This window comes from Pseudonocardia aurantiaca (assembly GCF_039526725.1).
Taxonomy (GTDB): Bacteria; Actinomycetota; Actinomycetes; order Mycobacteriales; family Pseudonocardiaceae; genus Pseudonocardia; species Pseudonocardia aurantiaca.
Window position 1 is genome coordinate 382,229 of sequence record NZ_BAAAJG010000026.1, and the last position, 24,844, is coordinate 407,072.

Consider the following 24,844-nt stretch of genomic DNA (forward strand, 5'->3'; position numbering starts at 1 on the left):
GCGATATGCCAGATGGCGCCGGTTGACGAGGTCAACCGGCGGCTGCTAGGTTGACGTCGTCAACCCGCTGGCTTGTACGACTTCCAGGTGGAATCTGAAATGTTCTCACTGCTGGGGCGCTTCGCCTACGTGCGCAGGCGTCTGATTCTCATCGCGGCGGCACTGTTCGTGGTTCTCGGCGGTGTCTGGGGCAGCGGAGTCTTCGGCGTGATGGTCACCGATGGGTTGGAGTCTCCGAACGCGGAGTCCACCCGCGCCAACGTGCTGCTGCAGGACCACTTCGGGCACCAGCCCGGTGACCTGGACTCGGTGGTGGTCTACACCGACCCCACCGGCGAGCTGACGGTCGACGACCCGGCGTTCGAACAGGTGGTGACGGCGGCGCTCAGCAGGCTGCCGCAGTCCGAGGTCCTCTCCTGGACCGGCTACTGGAGCCCGGGGCTCACCGAGGAGGAGCGCGCCGAGTACGTCTCCGAGGACCGGTCCTCCACGATCGCCACGCTCACCCTGGAAGGTGCGGACACCGCCGAGCGCCTCGAGTCATACGCCGAGATCGAGGGCCTGGCCCGCGCCGACGGCGGTCAGGTGGAGACCTACATCGCGGGCGAGGCCGGCAGTGTGTACCACCTCCAGGAGGCGGCCACGCAGGGCCTGGCCATCTCCCAGATGATCGCGCTGCCGATCCTGCTGATCCTGCTCCTGATCACCTTCCGTGGCCTGGTGGCCGCCGCCATCCCCGTCGCGCTGGGGATCCTGGCGATCATCGGCTCGATGGTGTTGCTGCGCTGCCTGACGTACGTCATGAACATCTCGATCTTCGCCATGGAGATCACCACGCTGCTCGGCCTGGGCCTCGCCATCGACTACGGGCTCTTCATGGTCAGCCGGTTCCGCAGCGAACTGGATCGCCACGACGGCGACGTGAGCGCGGCGCTGGTGGCAACGATGAACACGTCCGGACGCACGGTCGCCTTCTCCGGCCTGGTCGTTGTCATCGGACTGTGCGGGCTGCTGTTCTTCCCGCAGCCGATCTCCCACTCGTTCGGCTGGGCCGGCATCACGGTGGTCCTCTTCAACATCCTCGCCGCGCTCGTGGTGATGCCCGCCGCGCTGGCGGTGCTCGGCCCCCGGATCAACGCGCTCGGCCCGCGCTGGCTGCGTCGCAGGCCCGGCGCCGTCACCCGGGAGGACCGGGCGTGGGCCGCGCTGGCCCGCTCCGTCACCCGGCGGCCCGTGCCGTGGCTGGTCAGCGGCCTGCTGGCGCTCCTGGCCGCCACGACCCCGCTGTTCATGCTGGAGCCGGGCCTCACCAACCACCGCTACCTGCCCGAAGACAACGAGGTCCAGGTGGTTCCCGTGATCCTGAACGAGGAGTTCGCCCCGGGTCATGCGGGCGAAAGCCTGATCGACATCGCCATCTCCGGCCCGGTGGAGGAGCAGGCCCTGGCGGACTACATGCGAGCCGTGGACGGCGTGGAGGGGGCGTCCGAGCCCGTCGTCCACCGCGCCGACGACGAACTGACCTGGGTGACCTTCCAGTACCGGGGTGAGATCGACGATGCCCACAACGTGGCGTTGGTGCGCGAGGTCAGAGCACTCGACGCCCCGGCAGGCGCCGACCAGGTCCTCGTCGGCGGTAACGGCGCCCCGCCGGTCAGCTTCGACGGCAACGATGCGACGACCGCCGCATTGCCGTGGGCACTCCTCTTCGTCGGCCTGTCAACCCTGCTCGTGCTCGTCATCTGCTTCCGGTCGGTGCTCGTGCCGATCAAGGCCGTTGTCGTCGCCTTCATCTCGCTAGGAGCCTCGCTCGGCCTCATCATCTGGGGATTCCAGGAGGGCGGCTTCCGAGGCCTACTGGACTTCTACGTGGTGGGCACGACCGACGTGTGGGGCCTGGCGATCATCATCACCATCGCCTTCGGTCTCGTCACCGACTACGAGATGTTCCTGGTGAGCCGCATCCACGAGGAATACCGGGCCACTGGTGACAACCAGCGCTCCATCCGCGTGGGTCTGGAGAGCACCGGTTCCGTCATCACCCGGGCCGGACTGCTGATGGTCGTCGTGCTCGCCGCGATGGGCGTCACCGCCACATCACTGTTCGTCATGACCATCGGGATCGGGCTGACGCTGGCGGTCGTGATCGACGCCACCGTGGTCCGCTCGATCATCGTGCCCGCCGCGATGCAGCTCCTGGGCCGGGCGAACTGGTGGCCGGGCGGGCCACGGTCGTCGGGCGAACAGCCGACCCTCCCCGACGCGCCTCGGCACGCCGCAGGGACCGAGGCCACGAGCGAACCGGCCAGCCGCGTCTGACCACGGGCCGTGACAGCCCGTCATGACCGAGCGCCACCCCAGAACCTTGGGCCACAACACTCCAAGGAAGGCGAGGAAGCAGTGGCACAGGCAGAGTTGCATGACCAGGGCAGCGCCGAGGCACCGGTCAGGCGGCGCACCGCGGCCCTCACCGTGCTCGTCATCGGCATGCTGATGGACCTGTTGGACACGAGCGTCGTCAACGTGGCGCTGCCGCGGATCCAGGAGGATCTCGACGCCAGCGGCTCGGCGCTCCAGTGGACGATCGCCGGGTACGCGCTGCCGTTCGCCATCGGCATGATCACCGGCGGGCGGCTGGGCGATCTCTACGGCCGCAAGCGGGTCTTCATCACCGGCCTGGCGCTCTTCGTGGTGACCTCGCTGTTGTGCACGCTGGCGCAGAGCGGCGGACAGCTCGTCGCCTTCCGGGTGGCGCAGGGCATCGCGGCGGCGTTGATGGTGCCGCAGGTGATCGCGACGATCCAGGTCATGTACGCCCCTCACGAACGGGCTCGGCCGCTCACCGTGGCCGTCGCGATGTACGCCCTCAGCTCGATGATCGGCCCGTTCGTGGGGGCGCTGTTAACCGAGAGCGACGTCGCGGGACTGGGATGGCGGCTGATCTTCCTCATCAACGTGCCCGTCGGACTGGTGCTGCTGCTCGCCGCCGTCTACCTGCTGCCGGAGTCCCGGTCGCGGACAGCACACCGGCTCGACGTCACGGGCATGGTCCTGCTGGCGGCCGCGCTGCTGCTCTTGCTCTACCCGCTGGCGGTGGGGCACGAGGTGGGGTGGCCGCTGTGGATCTTCGTCCTCATGGCGCTGTCGGTGCCCGCACTCGGGCTCTTCGTGGTCCACCAGCGGGGCCGGGCGACCTCCCCCCTGCTCCCGATGCGGCTGTTCCGGCACCGGTCGTTCACCGGCGGCCTGACGATCCTGGGGCTCGGTTTCGCCACGGTGTACGGCTTCTTCTTGACCTTCACGGTCTACCTCCAGAACGGGCTCGGCTACGGCATCATGCAGGCCGGCGTGGCCATGCTCTGGTGGGGTCTCATCGCCCCGATCGTCGGCGGCCTGGCTCTCAACCTGCTGGCGCCGCGGTTCGGGCGCCGGGTCGTTCAGGTGGGGCTCGTGGTGTTCATCCTGGCCCTGGTCACGATGCTGCTGGTCATGCGTGCGTACGGACCGGACGCCAACGCCGTGATGCTCGCGCTGCCGCTGGTGCTCGGCGGAATCGGCGGGGGTCTCTCCATCGTGCTCGTGGTGGACTTCGCGCTCTCCAATGTGCCGGTGGACGAAGCCGGGTCGGCCTCGGGGGTGCTGAACGCGGTACAGCAGATCGGCGCGGCGATCGGTGTTTCCGCCGTCGGCGCGCTCTTCTTCGGCCTGCTGCCAGCCGAACAGACGTCGGGCTGGGCGAGCGCCGCGAGCCGTGCCTTCGAACTCACGATGATCCTTCCTATCTGCCTGATGACAGTCGCGTTCGTCGCTAGTTTTCTGCTGCCACGCAAAGCGACCCACGGAGAGGTTCCGTCAACTACTGCTGAGGAGCCTCTTACGGCGGGCTGAGTCTCCCCCCGGCTCAGCCTGTCAGGGAGCCCCGCCACCTCGACCAGGTGGCGGGGCTCCTTTCTGTTTCGCCGGCCTCGATGCTGGTGACTCGGTGCTCCGCGCAAATCCCCTAGTGCTTCGACAAATCCCTTGTAGCTGCCCTAGGGGGCACTTAGGGGTTGCTCGCACCGGCTGGTTCGACAGGATTGAGAACGCACGTCAACGCATGCCTGGATCACCGTTATCAATTCTTCCGCGTCGGGAGCACGTATGAGTCATTCTCCGCAGAGAACGGTGCACGACGCGGTCGCCGTGGTGGGCATGGGTTGCCGTTTCCCGGGTGGCGCCGTCGGTGTGGAGGCGTTCTGGGAGCTATTGGTCAACGGCAGGTCGGGTGTGGTGGAGGTGCCCGCCGACCGCTGGAAGCTCGACGACTTCTACAACCCCGACCCGGACGCCGTCGGCCAGACCTACTCCCGCCACGGTGGCTTCGTGGACGGGGTGCGGGAGTTCGATGCCGGGTTGTTCGGCATCGCGCCGCGTGAGGCGGTCGGGGTGGACCCGCAGCATCGTTTCGTGCTGGAGGTCGCCTGGGAGGCGCTCGAGCACGCGGGGATCGCGCCGGACTCGCTGCGTGGCTCGCGCACCGGTGTCTTTGTCGGCATCAGCGGCAGCGATTTCGAACGGCTCAACCTCGCCGCGGGTGACCCCGGCATCATCGACAGCTACTACACCACCGGCGTAGCCCCCACCATGGCGGCCAACCGGCTGTCGTTCGCCCTGGGTCTCGAGGGCCCCAGCATGGTGGTGGACACCGCCTGCTCGTCCTCGCTGGTCGCGGTCCACCTGGCGGGCCAGGCGCTGCGCGCGGGTGAGTGCGACACCGCGATCGTCGCCGGCGTCAACCTCATGCTGTCGCCCAACGTCACCGTCGCGTTCTCCCGGGGGCGCTTCCTGTCGACGGCGGGACGGTCCGCCACGTTCGACGCGTCGGCCGACGGCTACGTGCGGGGCGAGGGCTGCGGCGTGGTCGTGCTGCGCCGGGCGGACGTGGCCCGCGCCGCCGGGCAGCGGATTTGGGCGGTGATCCGCGGCACCGCCACCAACCAGGACGGACGGAGCAACGGTCTGACGGCGCCGCGCGGCGCGGCCCAGCAGGGCGTGATCCGCCAGGCACTGGACGCTGCAGGCATCCGCCCGGCCGAGGTCGGCTACGTCGAGACGCACGGCACCGGGACGGTGCTGGGTGACCCGATCGAGGTGCGCGCTCTGGCGGCGGTGCTCGGTGAGGGACGGCAGGAGAGCGGCGCGGGTCCGGTGGCGCTCGGCGCGGTCAAGGCCAACATCGGCCACCTGGAGGCGGGCGCAGGCATCGCCGCACTGATCAAGACCGTGCTGGCGGTGGAGCGCGGCGTGATCCCGCCCCACCCGCACCTGACCGAGCCCAACCCGCACATCCCCTGGGACCGACTGCCCGTCACCGTACCGACGACCGCAACACCGTGGGAGGCCGAGTGGCGGGTCGCCGGCATATCGGGGTTCGGCTTCGGCGGGTCCAACGCCCACGTCGTGATCGAGTCCGCGGCACCCCGCGAAGCCGCCGACGACACGACTGTCGAAGGACCGTTCCTCCTGAAGGTCACCGGCCACTCCGCGGACGCGGTGGCGGAGGGGGCGGAACGCCTCGCGTCGCTCGTCCAGCGCGACGCCGGGAACACCCCCGCAGGCCTCGCCCACCTCGCCTGGGCCGCCACCGTCGGCCGGGCCGACCTGCCCGACCGCGCGGCCGTCGTCGCCGACACCCTCACCGAGGCCGCCGAAAACCTCCAGGCCGTCGCCCAGGACCGCCTGGCCCCCGGCGTGGCCCGGGGCCGCCGCGGCACCGGCGGCGTGCCCCGCGTCGGCTTCGTGGTCCCCGGCCAGGGCCAGCGCATCGCCGGTGCGCTCGTCGGGCTGTACGGGCGGGTGCCCGCGGTGACCGAGGTCGTCGACATGGTCGCCGCGGTCGTCGGCCCAGTCTCCGACCTGCCGCTCTCCGCGCTGCTCGACGACAGCGGCGACCCAGCGGTCGCCGCCGCCCTCAACGACGCGTCCGTGGTCCACCCCGCGCTCTTCACCATGGCGGTCGCGATGGGCCGGTGGTGGCAGTCGGTCGGCGTGCGCCCCGCCGCGGTGCTCGGCCACAGCCTGGGGGCGTACGCCGCCGCCGTGCTGGCCGACGTCTTCTCCCTGGAGGACGGGGCCAGGCTGGTCGTCACCCGTTCCCGGCTGATGGACGGGCTACCGTCCGGCGGCACGATGGCGGCGGTCTTCCGCCCTGCCGAGGATCTCCTCGACCGCGCGGCCCTCCGCAACGGCGAGGTGGTGATAGCCGCCTACAACAGCGCCCGCGAGACCGTGGTCTCCGGCCCGACGGAGGCCGTGACGGCGCTGCTGGAGGAACTGGAGGCGGAGGGTGTGCGCGGCACCGGGCTACGGGTCGGCACCCGGCTGCGGGTCACCCGCGCGTTCCACAGCCCGCAGATGGAACCGATTCTCGCGCCGCTGGCAAGGGCGTTCGACGACGTGCAGCCCGGCCGCCCCACCGCGGAGATCATCTCCGACACCACCGGCGAGCTCGCAGGCCCCGAGATTGGCACCGCAGCCTACTGGGCGCGCCACACCCGTCAGCCGGTTCGCTTCGCCGAGGCCGCACGGACCCTGCTGGACCGCCGGATCGGCGTGGTGGTCGAACTCGGTCCCGGCGGGCTGTTGCCGCTGGTCCTCGCCGCCGCCGAGGAGCGCGCACCGGTCTGCGTCCCGTCGGTCGTCGTGGACGGCGGCGTGCCGCGCGGCCTGCTGGAGTCGGCGGGCCGGGTGTGGGCCGCCGGTGTCGACCTCGACTGGACCCGGGTCAACGGCCCCCGGCCGGCGGGCCCGTTGCCGACGCTGCCGACCTACCCCTTCCAACGGAGGACGTACTGGCCGGATCTGCCCGGCCTGCGTGCGGCCGCGGCACCCTCCGAGGCCGCCGACCGGCCGACTCCCGCCGCCCCCCAGCGCGAGACCCAGGATCCCGTCCGCGTACGCCGGGGCCGCCGCGACGCCCAGCACGTCACCGCCCTCGTCACCGTGCTGCGCGACGAGCTCTCGGCGGTGATGGAACTGCCGGAGGGCGACGAGCTCGACGCCGACGCCGGCCTGTTCGACCTGGGTCTGACCTCGGCGATGGTGGTGATGCTGCGGACCCGCTTCGCGGAGGGGTACGGCTGGCACGTGCCCGCCACGGCGGTCTTCGAGCACCCGACGATCCGCAGGCTGGCGCAGTACCTCGCCGACTCGGGGGTCGGGACGGGGGCGGACGGCGACGCGGAGGTGAGCACCACCACCGCCGAGGTCACCTCCGAACCCGCCGACCGCGCCGCCGACCCCGCCGAGCCGATCGCGATCGTCGGCATGGCGTGCCGCCTCCCTGGCGGTGCCAACGACCTCGACGGCTACTGGCGGCTGCTGCGCGAGGGCCGCGACGCCACCTCGCCGGTTCCTCCCGACCGATGGGACGCCGACGCCGCCGCAGCGTCCGCCCGTGCGGCCGGCGTCTCGCCGGACGTCTTCCGCGGCGGCTTCCTCGACGTGCCGGTCGACATGTTCGACGCCGAGGCGTTCCGCATCACCCCGCGCGAGGCCCGCAGTATGGACCCGCAGCAGCGGCTGACGCTGGAGGTGGCGTGGGAGGCGCTGGAGGACGCCGGCTACTCCGCCACCGACCTCGCCGGCTCCTCCACCTCGGTGTATCTGGGCATGGCCACCCTCGACTACCTGCAGCTGCTCGCCGCGGACCCGACCGCGGTGGGCGACGCCTACAGCGCCACCGGCAACACCTTCAGCATCGCCGCCGGCAGGCTGTCGTACCTCTTCGGCGCGCAGGGGCCGTGCATGACGGTCGACACCGCCTGTTCCTCCTCGCTGGTCGCCACCCACCTCGCGATCCGAAGTCTGCGCGCGGGCGAGTCGGACCTGTCGATCGTCGGCGGGGTCAACCTGATGCTCGCCCCGTTGACCACCACGAGCCTCGCCAACCTCGGCGCCCTGGCCTCCGACGGCCGGTGCAAGACGTTCGACGCGTCCGCCGACGGCTACGGCCGCGGCGAGGGCGCGGGCGTGGTCATCCTCAAGCGCCTGCGGGACGCGCTGGCCGACGGGGACCACGTGTGGGCGGTGCTGCGCGGCTCGGCCGTCAACCAGGACGGCGCGAGCGCGGGTCTCACCGTCCCCAACGGGCAGGCGCAGCAGGGGGTCATCCGGGACGCGCTGCGCGACGCGCGGACCGAGACGGGTGCGGTCAGCTACGTCGAGGCACACGGCACCGGCACCTCCTTGGGCGACCCGATCGAGGTCAGAGCGCTGACGGAGGTGCTGCGTCCGGCGCGGGACGCCGGCGCGGCCGCGACGCTGCGCGTCGGGTCGGCGAAGACCAACATCGGCCACCTGGAGGCGGCGGCCGGGGTGGCCGGGCTGATCAAGGTCGCGCTCGCGCTCCACCACGGCGAGATCCCGCCCCACCTGCACGTGGCCACCCCGAACCCGCACGTGGCGTGGGACGAGCTTCCGGTGGAGATCCCGGCCGAGCTCACCACCTGGGAGCCGACCGACGGGCCACGGGTGGCGGGCCTGAGCTCGTTCGGCTTCAGCGGGACCAACGCCCACGTGGTGCTGGCGGAGCCGCCCCGCGCCGAGGAGCCGCCCCGCGCCGAGGAGCCGGACCGGCGGGTCGCCGAGCCAGGGGACGACCGTCCCTCGTTGCTGGTGCTGTCGGCCCGGACGCCCGAGGCCCTCGCCGCGCTCGCCGGGCGCTACGGCGACCTGCTGACCCAGGACCGCCGCGACCAGGCAGGCCGGACGGTCGAGCCCCCCGCCTGGCCCGACGTCGCGTGGAACGCGGCGGTACGCCGTACCCCGATGGCGGAACGTCTCACCGTCACCGCAGGCTCCGCCGCCGAGGCGGCCGGGCTGCTGGCCGCCGCCGCGCGCGGCGAGGAGCACACGGGCCTGGCCACCGGCCGGGTGGTGCCCGAGGATCGCCGCCGCCTTGTCTTCGCCTTCAGCGGCCAGGGCAGCCAGTGGGCGGGCATGGGTGCCGACCTGCTCGCCGAGCCCGCCGCCGCGACAGTGCTGAACCGCTGCGAGGAACTGGTGCGGGACCTCGCAGGCTGGTCGCTGCTGGACGTGCTGCGGGCGCCGGCCGAGACCTCCCTCCTCACCGACACCCGCTTCGCCCAGCCCGGCATCGTCGCCGTGCAGCTGGCGCTGACCGCGCTGTGGCGGGAGTGGGGCGTCACGCCCGACGCGGTCGTCGGCCACAGCGTCGGCGAGGTCGCGGCGGCGCACGTCGCGGGCGCTCTCGACCTCGACCAGGCCATGACGGTGGCGGTGCGCCGCGGCGAGGCGATGGCGGCGACCCGCGGCTCCGGTTCGATGGTCGCGGTCGGCCTCTCCCCCGACGAGGCGGCCGAGGTGATCGCGCCCCACGGCGACCTGGTGTGGATCGCGGCCGTCAACGGCCCGCGGAGCGTCGTCGTCGCGGGCGACCCGGCGGCGCTCGACGCGCTGGAGCCGGAGGTCCGCCTGCGGCGGGCGTCGTGGACGTCGATCCAACGGGAGTACGCCTTCCACACCCCGCGAATGCTGGCGGCCCAGCCGGACCTGCTGCGGGCGCTGGAGGGGCTGGTCCCCAGCTCGCCGACGGTGACGGTCTGCTCGACCGTGACCGGGGGGCGCTTCGGCGACGGCGCCACGTTCGACCCGGCGTACTGGGCGGAGAACATGGTGCGCCCCGTGCGGTTCGCCGACGCGCTGCGCGCGGCGTCCGCACCGACGGGCCACACGGTGGTCCTGGAGGTCGGACCGCACGCCGTGCTCAAGACGCCCGCCACCCAGACCCTGACCGCCGACGGCGCCGCGCACACCGTCATCCCTTCGCTGCGGGCCCGCCGCGGCAGCCGCGCCACGTTGCTGGCCGCTGCAGGGCAGCTCCACGTCCTCGGCTACGAGCTCGACCACTCCACGCTGCACCCCGCGGCGACCGGCCGCCGGGTGACGCTGCCGACGTACCCCTGGCAGCGGCGGCGTTACTGGCTGCCGAAGCCGCCGGCGGCCCGAGCGGACGACGGCGGCCGGATCGAGGCCGAGCTCGCCGACGTGACGTACGAGATCCGCTGGCAGCCGGTGGAGCCAGAGCCGTCCGTGGGGAACGCCGCGGCGGCGAACGGCGGCTGGCTGATCGTCGCCGACGGCACGGAGGAAGGCGCGTCCGCCGGGGGCTTCGCCGAGCAGGTCGCCGCGCGGCTGACCGCCGGTGGCGGGCAGTGCGTGGTCGTCGGCCCGGACCGGCTCGACCCCGAGGCGCCGGAGACGGTGCGCCAGGTGCTGGCCGACGCCGTGGCCGAGGTCGGTACGCTGCGCGGCTTCGTGCACTGCGGCACCCTCGCCGCCGGCCAGGACGTGGAGGCCGCCCTCGCCGTCTCCTGCGGCCCGCTACTCGCCGCCGCCCACGGGCTGCTCGGGGTCAACGCGGTGAACCCGCCCCGCGTGTGGGTGGTGACCCGCGGCGCGATGGGCGTCGACAGCGGCCCGGTCGCGCCGTTGCAGAGCCCGGTGTGGGGCCTCGCCCGGGTCGTCGCCCTGGAGCAGCCGGAGATCTGGGGCGGCCTCGTCGACCTCGACCCGGAGCGGAACGACCCGGCGGCCGACGCTGACGCCGTGGTGGCGGAGATCCTCGCCGCCACCGGCGACGGTGAGGACCAGGTGGCATACCGGGCCGGCGGCCGGCGGGTGGTCCGGCTGTCGCGGATCGAACGCCTCGCTCCCGCCCCGTCCACGCCGGTCACCGGCACCGCCGGCTACCTGATCACCGGCGGCCGCGGCGCGCTCGGCCTGCGCGTGGCGGAGTGGCTGGTGGAACGCGGCGCCCGCCACCTCGTGCTGGCCGGCCGTCGCCCGCTGCCCGCCGACCCCGCCGACCCGGTGGTCGCCGCCGTCCAGCGGCTGCGCGACGCGGGTGCCACCGTCCACACGCCCAGCGCCGACGTCGCCGACCCCGAGGACATGGCGGCGCTGTTCGCCCCGGACGCCGACTGGCCCGCGATCCGCGGCGTGGTCCACGCCGCGGGCACGTTCAACCCGTGCACCGTGGCCGAGCTGGACTGGGACCGCTTCCGGGCCATGACCCAGGCCAAGGTCGACGGCACGCTGCTGCTCGACGCGTTGACCTGCGGTCCGGACAGCACGACCGAGCTCGACTTCTTCGTGATGTTCTCCTCGGCATCGGCCGTCTGGGGCTCGGCGCTCGCGGGCCACTACGCGGCGGCCAACGGCTTCCTCGACACCATGGCCCACCACCGCGCCGCCCGCGGCCTGCCCGGCGTCGCCGTCGACTGGGGCTGGTGGGACGGCAGCGACCTGGTCGACGCCGAGCACCTCCACCACTTCGAGGCGATGGGCCTGCACGTGCTGCCCGACCCCGTCGGCTTCGCCGCGTTGGGACGGCTGCTCGCCGCCGACCACCACCGGCAGGTGACGGTGGCGCCGGTCGACTGGGACCGGTTCCGCCCGGTGCTGGAGGCCCGCCGCCGTCGGCCGTTGCTGGCGGAGCTCGGCGCCCGGCGCGAGACCACCACCGCGGACGAGGAACTGCTCCGCGGCCTGCGGGTCGCGCACGGAGGGGCTCGCGTACGGCTGCTGGAGGAGCGGATGCAGCGCGAGGTCGCCGCGGTCCTCGGCGGCGACGAGAAGCAACGGCTGAACCGGGAGGCGGGCTTCGTCGACGCCGGCATGGACTCGCTGATGAGCGTCGAGCTGAAGAACCGCGTCGATCGGCTGCTCGGCATCGACCTGCCGGCCACCGTCGCGTTCGAACACCCGAGCATCGCCGCGCTGTCGGAGCACCTCCTGACGTCGGTGCTGGCGCTGCCGGACGACGCGGGCGAGCCCGCCGAACCGGACGAACCCCTCGACGGCCTGTCCGAGACCGAACTCCTCGAACTCCTCGACCAGGAGCTGGAGCAGTCGCAGCCGCTGTCGCACGAATCCACGACGAGCCCACGGGAGATGTCATGACAAACCAGTCGGCGGACGCGGCGACCACGGCCAACCCGGGTCGCTCGGCCGACGTGCTGCGTCGCGCCCTGGTGGAGTTGAAGGCCGCCCGCGCCGAGGCCGCCGAGGCCCGGCGGCTGGTGACCGAGCCCGTCGCCGTCGTGGGTATGGGTTGCCGTTTCCCGGGTGGCGCGGTTGGTGTGGAGGCGTTCTGGGAGTTGTTGGTCAACGGCAGGTCGGGTGTGGTGGAGGTGCCCGCAGACCGTTGGAAGATCGACGACTTCTACAACCCTGATCCTGAGGTCCCCGGCCGCTCGTACACGCGTCACGGTGGCTTTGTGGACGGGGTGCGGGAGTTCGATGCCGGGTTGTTCGGCATCGCGCCGCGTGAGGCGGTCGGGGTGGACCCGCAGCATCGTTTCGTGCTGGAGGTCGCCTGGGAGGCGCTCGAGCACGCCGGGATCGCGCCGGACTCGCTGCGCGGTTCGCGCACCGGTGTCTTCGTCGGCATGGGCGGTAGCGACTTCGAACGGCTGCGGCTCTCCACCAGCGACGTGTCGGCGATCGACGGGTACGCCGCGAGCGGCGGCTCGCAGAACATGGCGGCCAACCGGCTGTCGTTCGCCCTGGGTCTCGAGGGCCCCAGCATGGTGGTGGACACCGCCTGCTCGTCGTCTCTGGTCGCGGTCCACCTGGCGGGCCAGGCGCTGCGCGCGGGTGAGTGCGACATCGCGATCGTCGCCGGGGTCAGCCTGATGCTGTCGCCGGGCACGACCGTGGCGCTGTCGAAGGCGCAGATGCTCTCCCCGCAGGGCCAGTGCAAGACCTTCGACGCGTCGGCCGACGGCTACGTGCGGGGCGAGGGCTGCGGGGTGGTCGTGCTGCGCCGGGCGGACGTGGCCCGCGCCGCCGGGCAGCGGACCTGGGCGGTGATCCGCGGCACCGCCGTCAACCAGGATGGGCGGACCTCCGGGTTGACGGTGCCGCGCGGCGCGGCGCAGCAGGACGTTATCCGCGCGGCGCTGGACGTCGCCGGTATCCGCCCGGCCGAGGTGGGTTACGTCGAGGCGCACGGCACCGGGACCTCGCTGGGTGACCCGATCGAGGTGCGCGCGCTGGCGGCGGTGTTGGGCGAGGGGCGGCAGGAGAGCGGCGCGGGCCCGGTCGCGCTCGGCGCGGTTAAGGCCAACATCGGCCACCTGGAGGCGGGCGCAGGCATCGCCGGGCTCATCAAGGCCGTGCTGACGGTGGAGCGCGGCCTGATCCCGCCCCAACTGAACCTGACCACGCCCAACCCGCACATCGCGTGGGAGCAGCTGCCGCTGACCGTCCCGACGACCGCGACGCCGTGGCGGGCGGAGCGGCGCATCGCCGGTGTGTCGTCGTTCGGCTTCGGCGGGACCAACGCCCACACGGTGATCGAGTCGGCCGCCGCGCCGGACGGTGCGGAGAACGAGACCGACCAGGTCGAAGGCCCGTTCCTCGTCAAGGTCACCGGCCACGGCGTGATGGCGCTGCGGGCAGGCGCCGCGCAGCTGGCGTCGTGGATCGGCGCCGCGCGGGACGGGAAGAACGACGGCGACGCCAGGCGCCTCGCCGACGCGGCCTGGACGGCCGGCGTCGGCCGGGCCGACCTCGCCGACCGCGCCGCCGTCGTCGCAGGCACCCTCGCCGAGGCGGCGGCGCGGCTGCACGCCGTGGGCCAGGGGAACGCCGTTCCCGGCGTGGTCCAGGGGCGCCGCCGTTCCGAGGGGCCGCCGCGCGTGGCGTTCGTCGTCCCGGCGAACGGTGACGGCGCCGCCGGCGCCCGCCTGCTGGCGACGCTCTACCGGCGTTCGCCGGCGGTGGCGAGGATCGTGGACGAGATGGTCGAGGCCGTCGGCCCGGAGGCCGCGGCGCCGTTGACCGCGCTGTCCGACGGCGCCGGTGACGGCGGGGCCGCGACCGGCAACTCCGACCTCGTGTCGTACGCCACGACCGTCGCACTGGGCCGTTGGTGGTCTTCGCTCGGCGTGCGGCCCGACCTGGTCGTCGGCCACGGCGCCGGGGCGTACGCCGCCGCCGCGTTGGCGGGCGTCTGGTCACCCGCCGACGGCGCCCGCCTGGCGGCCGGCCTGGCCGGCCCGGAGACCGTCACCCGCCGCACACCCACCACTGAGCTGCTGCCCGACGGCGACGAGGGGGCCGGTGCCGACGTGACCGGGGACGCGGCGGAGACCGCGCGGGCGATCCAGCAGCGGACCGTGCAGGCGGTGGTCGACCTCGGGCGGCCCGCCGTGGGACCGGCGTTCCTCGCCCTGCCCCACGGAGACGAGGACGCGGTCGCCGCAGCCTGCCTGCCTGCCGGTACCGGCGCTGACGACGACTCCCTTGCCGGTCTGCTGCTGGCCGCAGCCCGCGTCTGGGCGGCGGGCGTCGACCTCGACTGGGCCCTGCTCAACGGTCTCCGCCCGGCCCGGCCCTCGCTGCTGCCGACCTACCCCTTCCAACGGCACGCCTACTGGCCGGAGATCGACCCGCAGGCGGCCCTGTCCCGCACGCCGTACACCGGCGAGGGTGTCGGCCTGACGCCCCGCCTGCTGAGCACCGCCACCGGTGCCGTCATCGGCGAGACCGAGATGTCCCTGCGCCACGTGCCGTTCCTCACCGAACACCGCGTCCACGGACGGCTCGTGGTGCCCGGCACGGTCTTCTTCGAGCTGGTCCTGCGCTGCGCCGAACGGGCGTTCGGCCGCCCGGCGCGCCCCCAGGAGCTGGCGCTCTCGCGGCCGCTGGTGCTCGGCGAGAACGACACCGCAACCATCCAGGTCGTGGTCGACCCGCCGTCGGGGGGCCGCGCCCGGGCGCAGCTCTTCAGCGGCGGACCCGAGGCGGGTTGGCAGCGCCACTTCGAGACCGTGGTGGAGGTGGTTCCCGAGGCGGACGAGCAGGCCGAACCGTCGACCGGGGCCGCAGGCCCCGGTCCGGAGTTCACCGGCGCCCTGGAACGGAGCGGGCGAACCCTTACCGAGGACGAGTTCTACCAGCGGGCCTGGCACCCGCTGTTCCGGCTGGGGCCGAGCTTCCGGCTGGTACGGAGCGCCCGCAGCGGTGCTCGCACGGCGGTCGGCAGGGTGGTCCCACCGGCCCTGGACGCCGCGGGCGTCACCGCGGGGATCCGTCCCGAACTGCTGCTGATGGACGCGGCCATCCAGTTGATTGCGTTCGCCGCGCTGCCCGACGACGTCGACGAGATCCCCGACGACCGTCCCGTCCAGCTCGGCACCGGGTGCCGGCGCATGGTGACGGGCGACCTCAGAGCCGCGGTCCAGGCAGTGGACGAGGAGTTGGAGTGCGTCGCGGTGCTCCGGGAGACCGCGGACGGTTCGGTCCTCGGTGACCTGCGGATGACCGGCGCCGACGGGCGCCTCCTCGCCGAGGTGTGGGGAGTGACCTACCGCCCCGTCGCCCCGTCGATGCTGGAACGCCTCGTCGCCGAGCGCGCCGCCACCGTCGCCCCGGACGGTGGCGACCCGCTGGCCGCCTTCGACGTGGACCGTCTGCGGACGACGGCGGAGCCGGAACGGACCCGCGAGCTTGTCGACCACCTCAGCCGGATCTTGGCCCCGATCCTCGGCATGCCGCCCGAGGAGATCGACCTGAAGGTCCCGCTGGAAGGGCTCGCCGACTCGCTGATGATCGCGGAGCTGCGCACCGACATGGAGGGCCTGCTCGACGTCACCGTGCCGATGGAGGTCTTCTTCGACCGCACGTCGCTGACCGGGTTGGCGCGTTACGTCACCGACCTGTGGCGGGCCGACCAGCCGGCCGCGGCACCCCCGCGACCCGAGCCCGAGCCGGCGCCCACCGAACACGTCGCGCCCGCCCCGGCGGCCACTGCCCCCACGCCGACGCCGGCCAAGCGCAAGGCGAAGACCACGCGCTCGAAATCCTTGACCGTGCCCGAGATGACCGCCCTCGCCGGGCTCGACCCGGAGATCACGTTCACCGGTGACCCCGAGCCGTTCGACCCCGCCGCCCCGACGCTGCTCACCGGCGCCACCGGCTTCGTCGGCGCGTTCCTCCTCGACGAGCTGATGAAGCAGCGCCAGGGCGATGTCCACTGCCTGGTCCGCGCACGCGACGAGGAGCACGCGCTGCGCAGGCTGACGGACAACCTCCGGCAGTACGGCATCGACCCGGAGCCGTTCCGTCCGCGTCTGGTTCCGGTCCTCGGCGACCTCGCCGAGCCACTCCTCGGCCTGGACGCGGCCCGGTTCACCGCGCTCCACGATGCGGTCGGCGACGTCGTCCACTGCGGTGGCATGGTCAAGTGGACCTACCCGTACAACGGCTTGCAGGGTGCGAACGTCGCCGGCACGCGCGAGGTGCTGCGGCTGGCGGCGGCAGGCGTGCCCCGCCCGGTGCACTTCATCTCCACCGTCGGCGTCTTCTCCTCCAAGGACTTCACCGCCGACGCGGTCGACGAGAACGCCGACATGCACACCAGCGGTTCGCTGGTGGTCGGCTACGCGCAGACCAAGTGGGTGGCGGAGCGGATGGTGCGGTATGCCCAGGAGCGCGGGCTGCCGGTGACGATCCACCGGATCAACACCGGCGGCCACAGCGTCACCGGCGCGTTCAACCGGCTCGACCACCTGTCGATGATCCTCAAGGGTTGCGTGCAGGCCGGTATCGCGCCGACCTCCGTGGCGGTGATGCCGGTGCAGCCCGCGCCGATCGACTACGTGGCCGCGGCGGTGGTGGCGGTGGCGAACCGGCCTCAGCTGCGCGGCCGCACCTTCCACCTGGTCAACGAGCGCTCGATGAGCTGGCGCGAGCTGTTCGACGCGGTCGAGGAGTTCGGCTACCCGCTCGGTCGGATGCCGTTCGAGGACTGGCGCGACCGGGTCACCGGCCGCAACCCGGGCACCCTCGCGCTGCTGGGTCTCGCGCCGTTCCTCCACGACAGCATCGACGACACCCGGCTGCCGTTCTCCACCTCCGACCTCACCCGGCAGGCGCTGGCGGAGACCGGGACCGGCCTGGCCTGCCCGCCGCTCGACCCCGACCTGGTCCACACGTTCCTGCGGGGCTTCGTCGACGTCGGCTTCCTCGAACCCCCGGCCACCGCTCGCGCCTGACCCTCGACCGACCCGACCCGACCCGACCCGACCCGATCCGCGCCCACGGCAACGAGGACATGACATGACGACGGTAAACATCGACCTCACCGACCTGGAGTACCGGCTCAACCCGTGGCCGACCTACGAGGTGCTGCGGGAACAGTCCCCCATCCACTTCGTGCCCGAGGGCACCCACGACGGCGAGGACTTCTACGTCTTCAGCCGCTACAACGACGTGTCGATGGCGCTGCGCGACAAGAACCGGTTCTCCAACGTGGTCATGCGCGGCCGCTTCGACATGCCGATGATGATCAACCGCGACGCCCCGGAGCACACCCGGCTCCGGCGCAACGCCAACCGGGCGTTCAACGCGCGGCTCGTCCTCACCCTCGAGGACTGGGTGCAGACCGTCATCGACGAGGTGATCGACGACGCCCTCGCGGGCGACCGGGTGGAGTGGGTCGACGCGGTGACCTACACCCTGCCGCTGCGGGTGGTGGGGGACATGCTCGGCATCCCGCTCGACCGGAAGAACGACTTCCGGCGGTGGAGCCAGGCGATCATGAACATGTTCGCCGTGGCCGCGGGCCTCGACCCCGACGAGGTGCCCGGGTACCTCGAGGACCTGCTGGAGTTCGGCAACTACATGACCGAGCTCGCCATCGAGCGGAAGGGCAAGGCGAACCGGGGTGACATCCTCGGGGCCCTCGTCGAGCAGCAGGAGGCGGGCAACTGCACCCAGGACGAGCTGGCCGCGATGGCCTACTCGTTCGTCGCCGCAGGCCAGGAGACCACGATGAACCTGCTCGGCGGTGGCCTGCACATGCTGCTGACCGATAAGGCGTTGGGGAAGCGGCTGACGGAGAACCCGGACCTGACGGGCGCCTTCATCGACGAGTACCTGCGGGTCTACGCCCCGGTCCAGTGGACGCTCCGCCGCACCACCGAGGAGGTGCAGCTGCACGGCGTGACGATCCCCAAGGGCGGGCTGTGCCACATGGTGATCGGCTCCGCCAACCGCGACCCGCGGCGCTTCCCCGACCCCGACCGGCTCGACCTCGACCGGGAGAACAAGGCCGACCACCTGGGGTTCGGCGCCGGCCCGCATTTCTGCCCGGGCGCCGCGCTCTCCGAGTTGCTGTCGAACCTGACGTTCCGCGCCTACTACCGCATCCTCGACCGGCTCTCGGTCGACCCCGCCGAGCCGCCGGTGCTGCGCACCTCGCAGGGGGCGTACGGCCTGGAGCGGCTGAACCTGCTGGTCTCGCACTGATCCACGCACCGGGCGAACGGGTAGAAGAACAGGACCCCACGACGATGACCAGCACCGTTCCGACTCCCACCCAGACCTCCGTCCCGCCCCTCCTGCTGGATCGGCTCCGTGACCACGCGAGAGCCAGCCCCGACGCCCTGGCGTGCGCCTTCGTCGCCGAGGACAGCGCCGACGGGGCCGAGGAGGAGCAGCTGACGTACGCCTCGCTCGACCGCGAGGTGCGGGCCGTCGCGACCGGGCTGCGTGCCCACCTCGCGCCCGGCGACCGGGTGCTGCTGCTGCTGCCGGAGGGCGCGGACTTCGTTCGCGGCTTCCTCGGCTGCATGCGCGCCGGCGTCATCCCCGTGCCCGCCTACCCGCCGCTGCCGGTGCAGTCGCGGCAGCGGGTGGAGACGCTCCGCTCGATCGTGGCGGACTGCCAGCCGCGGGCGGTGCTCAGCTCGGCCTCGGACGAGGACGTCGAGGCGATCTGCGGCGTAGCACCCGACCTCGCCGACCTGGTGTGGCGCCGGCCGGCGGAGCTGCTGGAGTTGACGCCGGATCCGGCGGCGGACCACCCGGCCACCGCCGACGGCGTCGCGTTCCTGCAGTACACCTCCGGCTCCACCTCGGCGCCCAAGGGCGTTGTGGTCACCCACGGCGCGATCGCCCACAACCTGGCGATGATCGCCGCCGGCTTCGACCTCGACGAGCCGCCGCGGATGGTCAGCTGGCTGCCGCTCTTCCACGACATGGGGCTGATCGGCAACCTGCTCTACCCGCTGTGGGCCGGCGGCTCGTCGGTGCTGATGACGCCGATGACGTTCCTCAAGCGGCCGGCCCGCTGGCTGCGCGCGATCTCCCGGCACCGGGCGCACGTCGCGGGTGGGCCCAACTTCGGCTTCGACCTGTGCGTCCGTCGGGTGCGCGACCGCGAGATCGAGGGCATCGACCTCAGCGGCTGGCGGAGCGCGTTCAACGGCGCGGAGCCGGTGCGGGCCGCCACGCTCGACGCGTTCGCCGAGCGGTTCGCGGCGTACGGCTTCGATCCGAGGGCCTGGTGGCCGTGTTACGGCCTGGCCGAGGCGACGCTGCTGGTCACCTCCGTCGACCCGCGGCTGGCGCCGCGCCGGCTGACGGTGGACCGGGACGCGTTCCAGCAGGACCTGGTGATCCCGGTCGAGGTCACCGCCGAGGCCGCCGCTCCGGCGGACGACATCACCACGCTGGTCAGCTGCGGCACCGCCAAGCTGGACCGCACGGTCCTGATCGTCGACCCCGAGACCGGCGGTCCGACGCCTCCCGGCCGGGTCGGCGAGATCTGGATCGGCGGGCCGCTGCTGCCCGTCGGCTACTGGGACAACGAGCGGGCGACCGAGGAAACGTTCCGGGCCGTCCCGACCGAGGGCCCGCAGCTGCCGTACATGCGCTCGGGCGACCTGGGGTTCCTCCACGACGGCGAGCTGTACGTGACCGGCCGCTGCAAGGACCTGCTCATCGTCGGCGGCCGCAACCACTACCCGCAGGACATCGAGGCGACCATCGAGGAGTCGCACGAGGCGATCCGCAAGAGCTGCGTCGCGGCGTTCGCCGTGGACGACGGCGGTGAGGAGCGGGTGGTGGTGGTCGCCGGCGCCGGGCAGGGTGCCGTCGGCCCCGGGGAGAACGCGGCGGCCAAGCGCGCCGAGATCGTGAAGGCGGCCGCCGTCGCGGTCGCCGCCGAGCACGGCATCCAGCTCCACGACGTGGCGATGGTCGGCCCCAACGCGGTGCCGAAGACCTCCAGCGGCAAGCTGCGGCGCGCCGCCTGCCGCAGCTCGTACCTCGCCGGGGAGTACGCCCCCAGTACCCCGACCGAACAGACAGCACATACGGAGGAATCGTGACGGACTCGACGGCGCTCACCCCCTGGCAGGTGCGGGACTGGCTGATCGCCGCGATCGCCGAGATGCTGCGGGTCGAGGCGGCGGAGGTCTCCTCGGAGACCGTATTCCGCGAACTGGGCCTGTCCTCGGTGCAGCTGGTCCAGATGACCGCTGATCTGGAGGACATCCTCGGGCGCGAGGTGCCGCCGACGTTCCTCTTCGACTGCCCGACGATCGAGGACGCTGTGGTGTACCTCACCGCGACCGAGCCATCGGGCGAGGCGGCGTCCCATGGTTGACGCTGCCGCCCCCTACGACGGCACCCCGTCGTTCGACGGCGAGCGGCTGCTGGTGACCGGCGGCGCCGGTTTCATCGGCTCGGCCCTGGTCCGCATGCTGCTGGCCCGGCCCGGCGGGGTCGCCGCGGTGACGGTGCTGGACAAGCTGACCTACGCCGGCAACCTCGACAACCTCGCCACGGTCGCCGACGACCCGCGGCTGCGTTTCGTCCACGGCGACATCTGCGACGCGGAGCTGGTCGCCGAGGTGACGCGGGGTCAGCACCGGGTGGTGCACCTGGCCGCCGAGTCGCACGTGGACCGGTCGATCGTGTCGGCAGCCGGGTTCGTCTCGACGAACGTGCTCGGAACCCAGACGCTGCTGAACGCGACGCTGATGGCCGGCGTCGGCACCTTCCTGCACGTTTCGACGGACGAGGTGTACGGCTCGATCGAGACGGGTTCCTGGCCGGAGACCGCCCCGCTCGCGCCCAACTCGCCGTACTCCGCGAGCAAGGCGTCGGCCGACCTGCTGTGCCTGGCGTATGCCCGGACTTACGGCATGGACGTCCGCATCACCCGCTGTTCGAACAACTACGGGCCGTACCAGTTCCCGGAGAAGGTCATCCCGCTGTTCGTCACCAACCTCATGCGAGGGCTGTCGGTCCCGCTCTACGGCGACGGGAGGAACGTACGGGACTGGCTGCACGTTGAGGACCACTGCCGGGGCCTGTTGCTGGCGCTGGCGCACGGCCGGCCCGGCGAGGTCTACAACATCGGCGGCGGTGCCGAGCTGTCCAACGTCGAACTGACCAGGACCCTGCTGGACCTGCTCGGTCTGGGCGATGACCGGATCGCATGGGTCGAGGACCGCAAGGGCCACGACCGCCGGTACTCCGTCGACTGGCGCAAGGCCGTCGCCGAGCTGGGCTACCGGCCGAGCCGGTCGTTCACCGAGGGCTTGGCCGACACCGTCGCCTGGTACCGGAACCAACCCGCGTGGTGGGAGCCACTGTTGGAGCGAGCGATCGGCGCCGACCCCTCCGCGGAGGCGGCCGAGGCGGCCGCCGTGCGCCCGGAACGAGAGGAAGCGCGCGTCTGATGCGCGGAATCATCCTGGCGGGCGGCTCCGGCACCCGGCTCCGCCCGCTGACCCAGGTGCTGTCCAAGTCGCTGCTGCCGGTCTTCGACAAGCCGCTGATCTACTACCCGCTGTCGGTGCTGATGCTCTCCGGCATCCGGGACGTCCTGGTGATCAGCATGCCGGGCCACCTCGACCAATACCGCACTCTGCTGGGCGACGGCAGCCGGCTCGGCATCAACCTCACCTACGCCGAGCAGGAGAAGCCGCGGGGCGTGGCGGACGCGCTGATCGTGGGCCGCGACTTCGTCGGCGACGACCAGGTCGCGCTGATCCTCGGGGACAACATCTTCCACGGCCACGACCTCGCCCCGCTGCTGCGGGAGCAGGTGGCGAAGCTGGAGGGCGCCACGTTCTTCGGCTACCCGGTCGCCGATCCGCACCGCTACGGCGTCGCGGTCTTCGACGACGGTCGGCTGGTCGACATCGAGGAGAAGCCGCAGGACCCGAAGTCGAGTCTGGCTGTGACCGGCCTGTACCTCTACGACAACGAGGCGCTGGGGTACGCCGCCGAGCTGACCCCGTCGGCCCGGGGCGAGCTGGAGATCAGCGACGTCAACCGGCGGTACGTCGAAGGCGGCCGGGCGCGCCTGGTCGACCTGGGCCGAGGCACCATGTGGCTCGACGCGGGCACCCACGAGAGCCTGATGGAGGCGTCGAACTACGTGCGGGTGCTGCAGCAGCGTCAGGGCACGCAGATCGCCTGCATCGAGGAGGTGGCGTACCGGATGGGGACGCTCGACCGGGCCGGCCTCGACGCCGCGATCGAACATGTGGGTGCGGCCTCCGACTACGGCCGTTACCTGCTGCAAGTGCTCGGCGAGCGCGAGCTCGCCGGTTCGCGTCGGTGATCCCGCGCGAAGTCCGGTACGGGTGACCCGGCAATCCCGGGAAAACCGACGTCACCCGGCGAAGCGGTGAAGTCGTTTGTCGCGATCAACCGCGACCCCAACAAGCTGGGAGAGCCTCCTCGCGATGACCCGGATCTTCCTGGCGACCATGCCCGTGACCACCCATGTCCGGCCCGCCTTGCCGATAGCCCGGGAACTGGTGGAAAAGGGGCACGAGGTGCTCTGGCGTTGTGGCCGGAACTTCGAGGAGGAGATCAGCCGGACCGGCGCCTCGTTCGCGCCTGTCGCACGGCATCTGGATTTCGATGAGAACTCCGCCGTGTTGGCGACCCTGGATGAGAGAAGGCCGGGAGTACCCGGATTCAAAAAGGTTGTCCTGCGCGTCTTCATCGAGTCGGTTCCCGGCCACGTCGACGACATCGCGCCGATGCTCGACGCCTTCCGGCCCGACATCTTGTTCTCGGACTACAGCCTGCTGGCGACCCCCATTCTGGCCAACCAACGAGGCGTGCGGACCGTCCTGTTCGTGGGCGGTCCGCTCCCTCTCGCCGGCGCGGGCGCCCCACCCCCTGGCTCCGGATTGCTCCCCACCACCTCACCACTCGGACGGTTCCGCGATCGGAGCCTGTGCTGGCTGGTGACCCACGTGCTCTTCCGCGACGTGCAGCGAGCCCTGCGTCGGTCGCTCGCCGGCCTCGGGGCGCCGAAGGTCGACACGTTCTTCATGAACTGGCCGGTCCAGCTGGCCGACCGCTATCTGGTCATGACTGTCCCGGAGTTCGAGTACCCGCGCGGCGACCTCCCCCCGGTGGTCGAGTTCGTCGGCCCCGCGCTGCCGGACCGGCCGGCGAGCTGGGTGCCGCCGCCCTGGTGGCCGGAGGTCGAGCGGGCGCGGGCGGTCGGGACTCCCGTGGTGCTGGTCACCCCGGGCGGCGCTCCGACGGCCAACCCCGCGACGCTGCTCCATCCGACCGTCACCGCGCTCGCCGACGAGGACGTGCTGGTCGTCGCGGAGACCGGAAACCTCGCCCCCGACGACGTGCTGCCCGCCGACCGCCGGCCGGCCAACCTACGGCTGGAGCGTTCCGTGCCGCCCACCGAACTGCTGCCGATGACGGACCTGATGGTGACCAACGGGGGATACGACAGCGTGCAACTGTCGCTCGCCCACGGGGTGCCGCTGGTCGTGACCGGTGTGAGTGACAACCGGCTGGAGGCGAACAACCGCGTCCGCTGGTCGGGCGCCGGCGTCTTCCTCAAGACCTGGAGGCCGGAGCCGGCGCGCCTGAACGCCGCGGTCACCGAGGTGCTGCGCGAGCCCCGCTACCGGACGGCGGCCGGACGGCTGCGGGACTCCTACGCGCGCCACCCCGGCGCGCGGCGCGCCGCCGAGGTCATTCTCGAGGTGGCGGGGGCGACGACGCCGTGACCGGCGGATGGTTGGTCACCGGAGCCGGTGGCATGCTCGGCCGTGACGTCGTGGCACGCCTCGCCGCCGACGGCCGGACGAACGCGAGCGTGACGGGCCTCGACCGGCGCGCCCTGGACATCACCGATCCCGGTGCGGTGCGCGCCGCGTTGCGCCGGCACCGGCCGGCCGTCGTCGTCAACTGCGCCGCCTGGACGGCGGTGGACGACGCCGAGCGGCACGAAGCGGCGGCGGCGCGCGTCAACGCCGAGGGACCACGCCACCTAGCGGAGGCGTGTCGCGCGCACGGCGCTGTGCTGCTCCAGGTCTCCACCGACTACGTGTTCGCGGGCGACGCCACGTCCCCGTACGCCGAGGACGCCCAGCCGGCGCCGCGCGGCGCCTACGGCCGCACCAAGCTGGCCGGTGAGCTGGCGGTGGTCGAAACGCTGCCGGACACCGGGTACGTGGTCCGCACCGCCTGGCTGTACGGGGCGGGCGGCAGCAACTTCGCGCGGACGATGATCAGGCTGGAGCGGGACAACCCCACGCTCGACGTCGTCGACGACCAGCGCGGGCAGCCGACGTGGACCGTGGACCTCTCCGACCGCCTGGTGCGGCTCGGCCGGGCCGCCGTCGCCGGTGCCGCCCCCGCCGGGGTGTACCACGGCACGAGCGGGGGCGAGACCACGTGGTGCGGCTTCGCCCGGGAGATCTTCCGGCTGCTCGGCGCCGACCCCGAGCGGGTTCGGCCCACGACCAGCGTCGCCATCGCGCGTCCCGCGCCGCGCCCGGCGTACAGCGTGCTCGGGCACGACCGCTGGCGCGCCGGCCGGGGGGAGCCGATCCGCCCGATCAGCCCCTGGCGTGAGGCGCTCGCGGCGGCGTTTCCCTCCCTCCTCCGGGCCGAGGGCAGCGGCGACGCGGAGGCAACAGCAGCGACGACAACTGCAGCGACGACAACGGCAGCGGCGGGACAACGCGCACGACCAGGAAGCTGA

At 72.5% G+C, this 24,844-nt stretch carries 11 protein-coding genes; all 11 read left to right on the forward strand.

What is annotated here, in order from left to right:
• Positions 1-99 precede the first annotated feature (99 nt).
• The 11 genes from ABD143_RS32875 (at position 100) to rfbD (ending at position 24,844) form a co-directional block, all read left to right on the forward strand.
• Positions 100-2,319, forward strand: a complete 2,220-nt coding sequence (locus ABD143_RS32875; protein WP_343985778.1) for an MMPL family transporter — start codon at positions 100-102, stop codon at positions 2,317-2,319.
• 81 nt (positions 2,320-2,400) lie between these two features.
• On the forward strand, positions 2,401-3,888 hold the full coding sequence (locus ABD143_RS32880) for an MFS transporter (RefSeq protein ID WP_343985782.1): 1,488 nt from the start codon (positions 2,401-2,403) through the stop codon (positions 3,886-3,888).
• 252 nt (positions 3,889-4,140) lie between these two features.
• On the forward strand, positions 4,141-11,964 hold the full coding sequence (locus ABD143_RS32885) for a type I polyketide synthase (RefSeq protein ID WP_343985785.1): 7,824 nt from the start codon (positions 4,141-4,143) through the stop codon (positions 11,962-11,964).
• Positions 11,961-17,066, forward strand: coding sequence for a thioester reductase domain-containing protein (locus ABD143_RS32890; protein WP_343985788.1), 5,106 nt, complete (start codon positions 11,961-11,963; stop codon positions 17,064-17,066). Before ABD143_RS32885 ends, ABD143_RS32890 begins: the two co-directional genes overlap by 4 nt.
• A 64-nt stretch (positions 17,067-17,130) precedes the next feature.
• Positions 17,131-18,321, forward strand: a complete 1,191-nt coding sequence (locus ABD143_RS32895; protein ID WP_343985791.1) for a cytochrome P450 — start codon at positions 17,131-17,133, stop codon at positions 18,319-18,321.
• A 44-nt stretch (positions 18,322-18,365) separates the two neighbouring features.
• A complete protein-coding gene (locus ABD143_RS32900; RefSeq protein WP_343985794.1) occupies positions 18,366-20,186 on the forward strand; it encodes a fatty acyl-AMP ligase in 1,821 nt (606 codons plus the stop codon).
• On the forward strand, positions 20,183-20,464 hold the full coding sequence (locus tag ABD143_RS32905; protein WP_343985797.1) for an acyl carrier protein: 282 nt from the start codon (positions 20,183-20,185) through the stop codon (positions 20,462-20,464). Before ABD143_RS32900 ends, ABD143_RS32905 begins: the two co-directional genes overlap by 4 nt.
• Positions 20,457-21,545 (forward strand): dTDP-glucose 4,6-dehydratase, encoded by a 1,089-nt coding sequence (gene rfbB, locus ABD143_RS32910; protein WP_343985800.1) that lies wholly within the window; start codon positions 20,457-20,459, stop codon positions 21,543-21,545. Before ABD143_RS32905 ends, rfbB begins: the two co-directional genes overlap by 8 nt.
• Positions 21,545-22,435: a glucose-1-phosphate thymidylyltransferase RfbA gene (gene rfbA, locus ABD143_RS32915; RefSeq protein ID WP_343985802.1), complete on the forward strand. Its 891-nt coding sequence runs from the start codon at positions 21,545-21,547 to the stop codon at positions 22,433-22,435. Before rfbB ends, rfbA begins: the two co-directional genes overlap by 1 nt.
• A 124-nt stretch (positions 22,436-22,559) precedes the next feature.
• Positions 22,560-23,864 (forward strand): glycosyltransferase, encoded by a 1,305-nt coding sequence (locus tag ABD143_RS32920; RefSeq protein WP_343985805.1) that lies wholly within the window; start codon positions 22,560-22,562, stop codon positions 23,862-23,864.
• Positions 23,861-24,844: a dTDP-4-dehydrorhamnose reductase gene (gene rfbD / locus ABD143_RS32925; protein WP_343985808.1), complete on the forward strand. Its 984-nt coding sequence runs from the start codon at positions 23,861-23,863 to the stop codon at positions 24,842-24,844. The genes ABD143_RS32920 and rfbD overlap by 4 nt, the downstream gene beginning before the upstream one ends.

Coding starts and splice junctions, on each gene's coding strand:
- ABD143_RS32875 (WP_343985778.1), top strand. CDS start 100: ATGTTCTCACTGCTGGGGCGCTTCGCCTACGTGCGCAGGCGTCTGATT.
- ABD143_RS32885 (WP_343985785.1), top strand. CDS start 4,141: ATGAGTCATTCTCCGCAGAGAACGGTGCACGACGCGGTCGCCGTGGTG.
- ABD143_RS32890 (WP_343985788.1), top strand. CDS start 11,961: ATGACAAACCAGTCGGCGGACGCGGCGACCACGGCCAACCCGGGTCGC.
- ABD143_RS32895 (WP_343985791.1), top strand. CDS start 17,131: ATGACGACGGTAAACATCGACCTCACCGACCTGGAGTACCGGCTCAAC.
- ABD143_RS32900 (WP_343985794.1), top strand. CDS start 18,366: ATGACCAGCACCGTTCCGACTCCCACCCAGACCTCCGTCCCGCCCCTC.
- rfbB (WP_343985800.1), top strand. CDS start 20,457: ATGGTTGACGCTGCCGCCCCCTACGACGGCACCCCGTCGTTCGACGGC.
- rfbA (WP_343985802.1), top strand. CDS start 21,545: ATGCGCGGAATCATCCTGGCGGGCGGCTCCGGCACCCGGCTCCGCCCG.
- ABD143_RS32920 (WP_343985805.1), top strand. CDS start 22,560: ATGACCCGGATCTTCCTGGCGACCATGCCCGTGACCACCCATGTCCGG.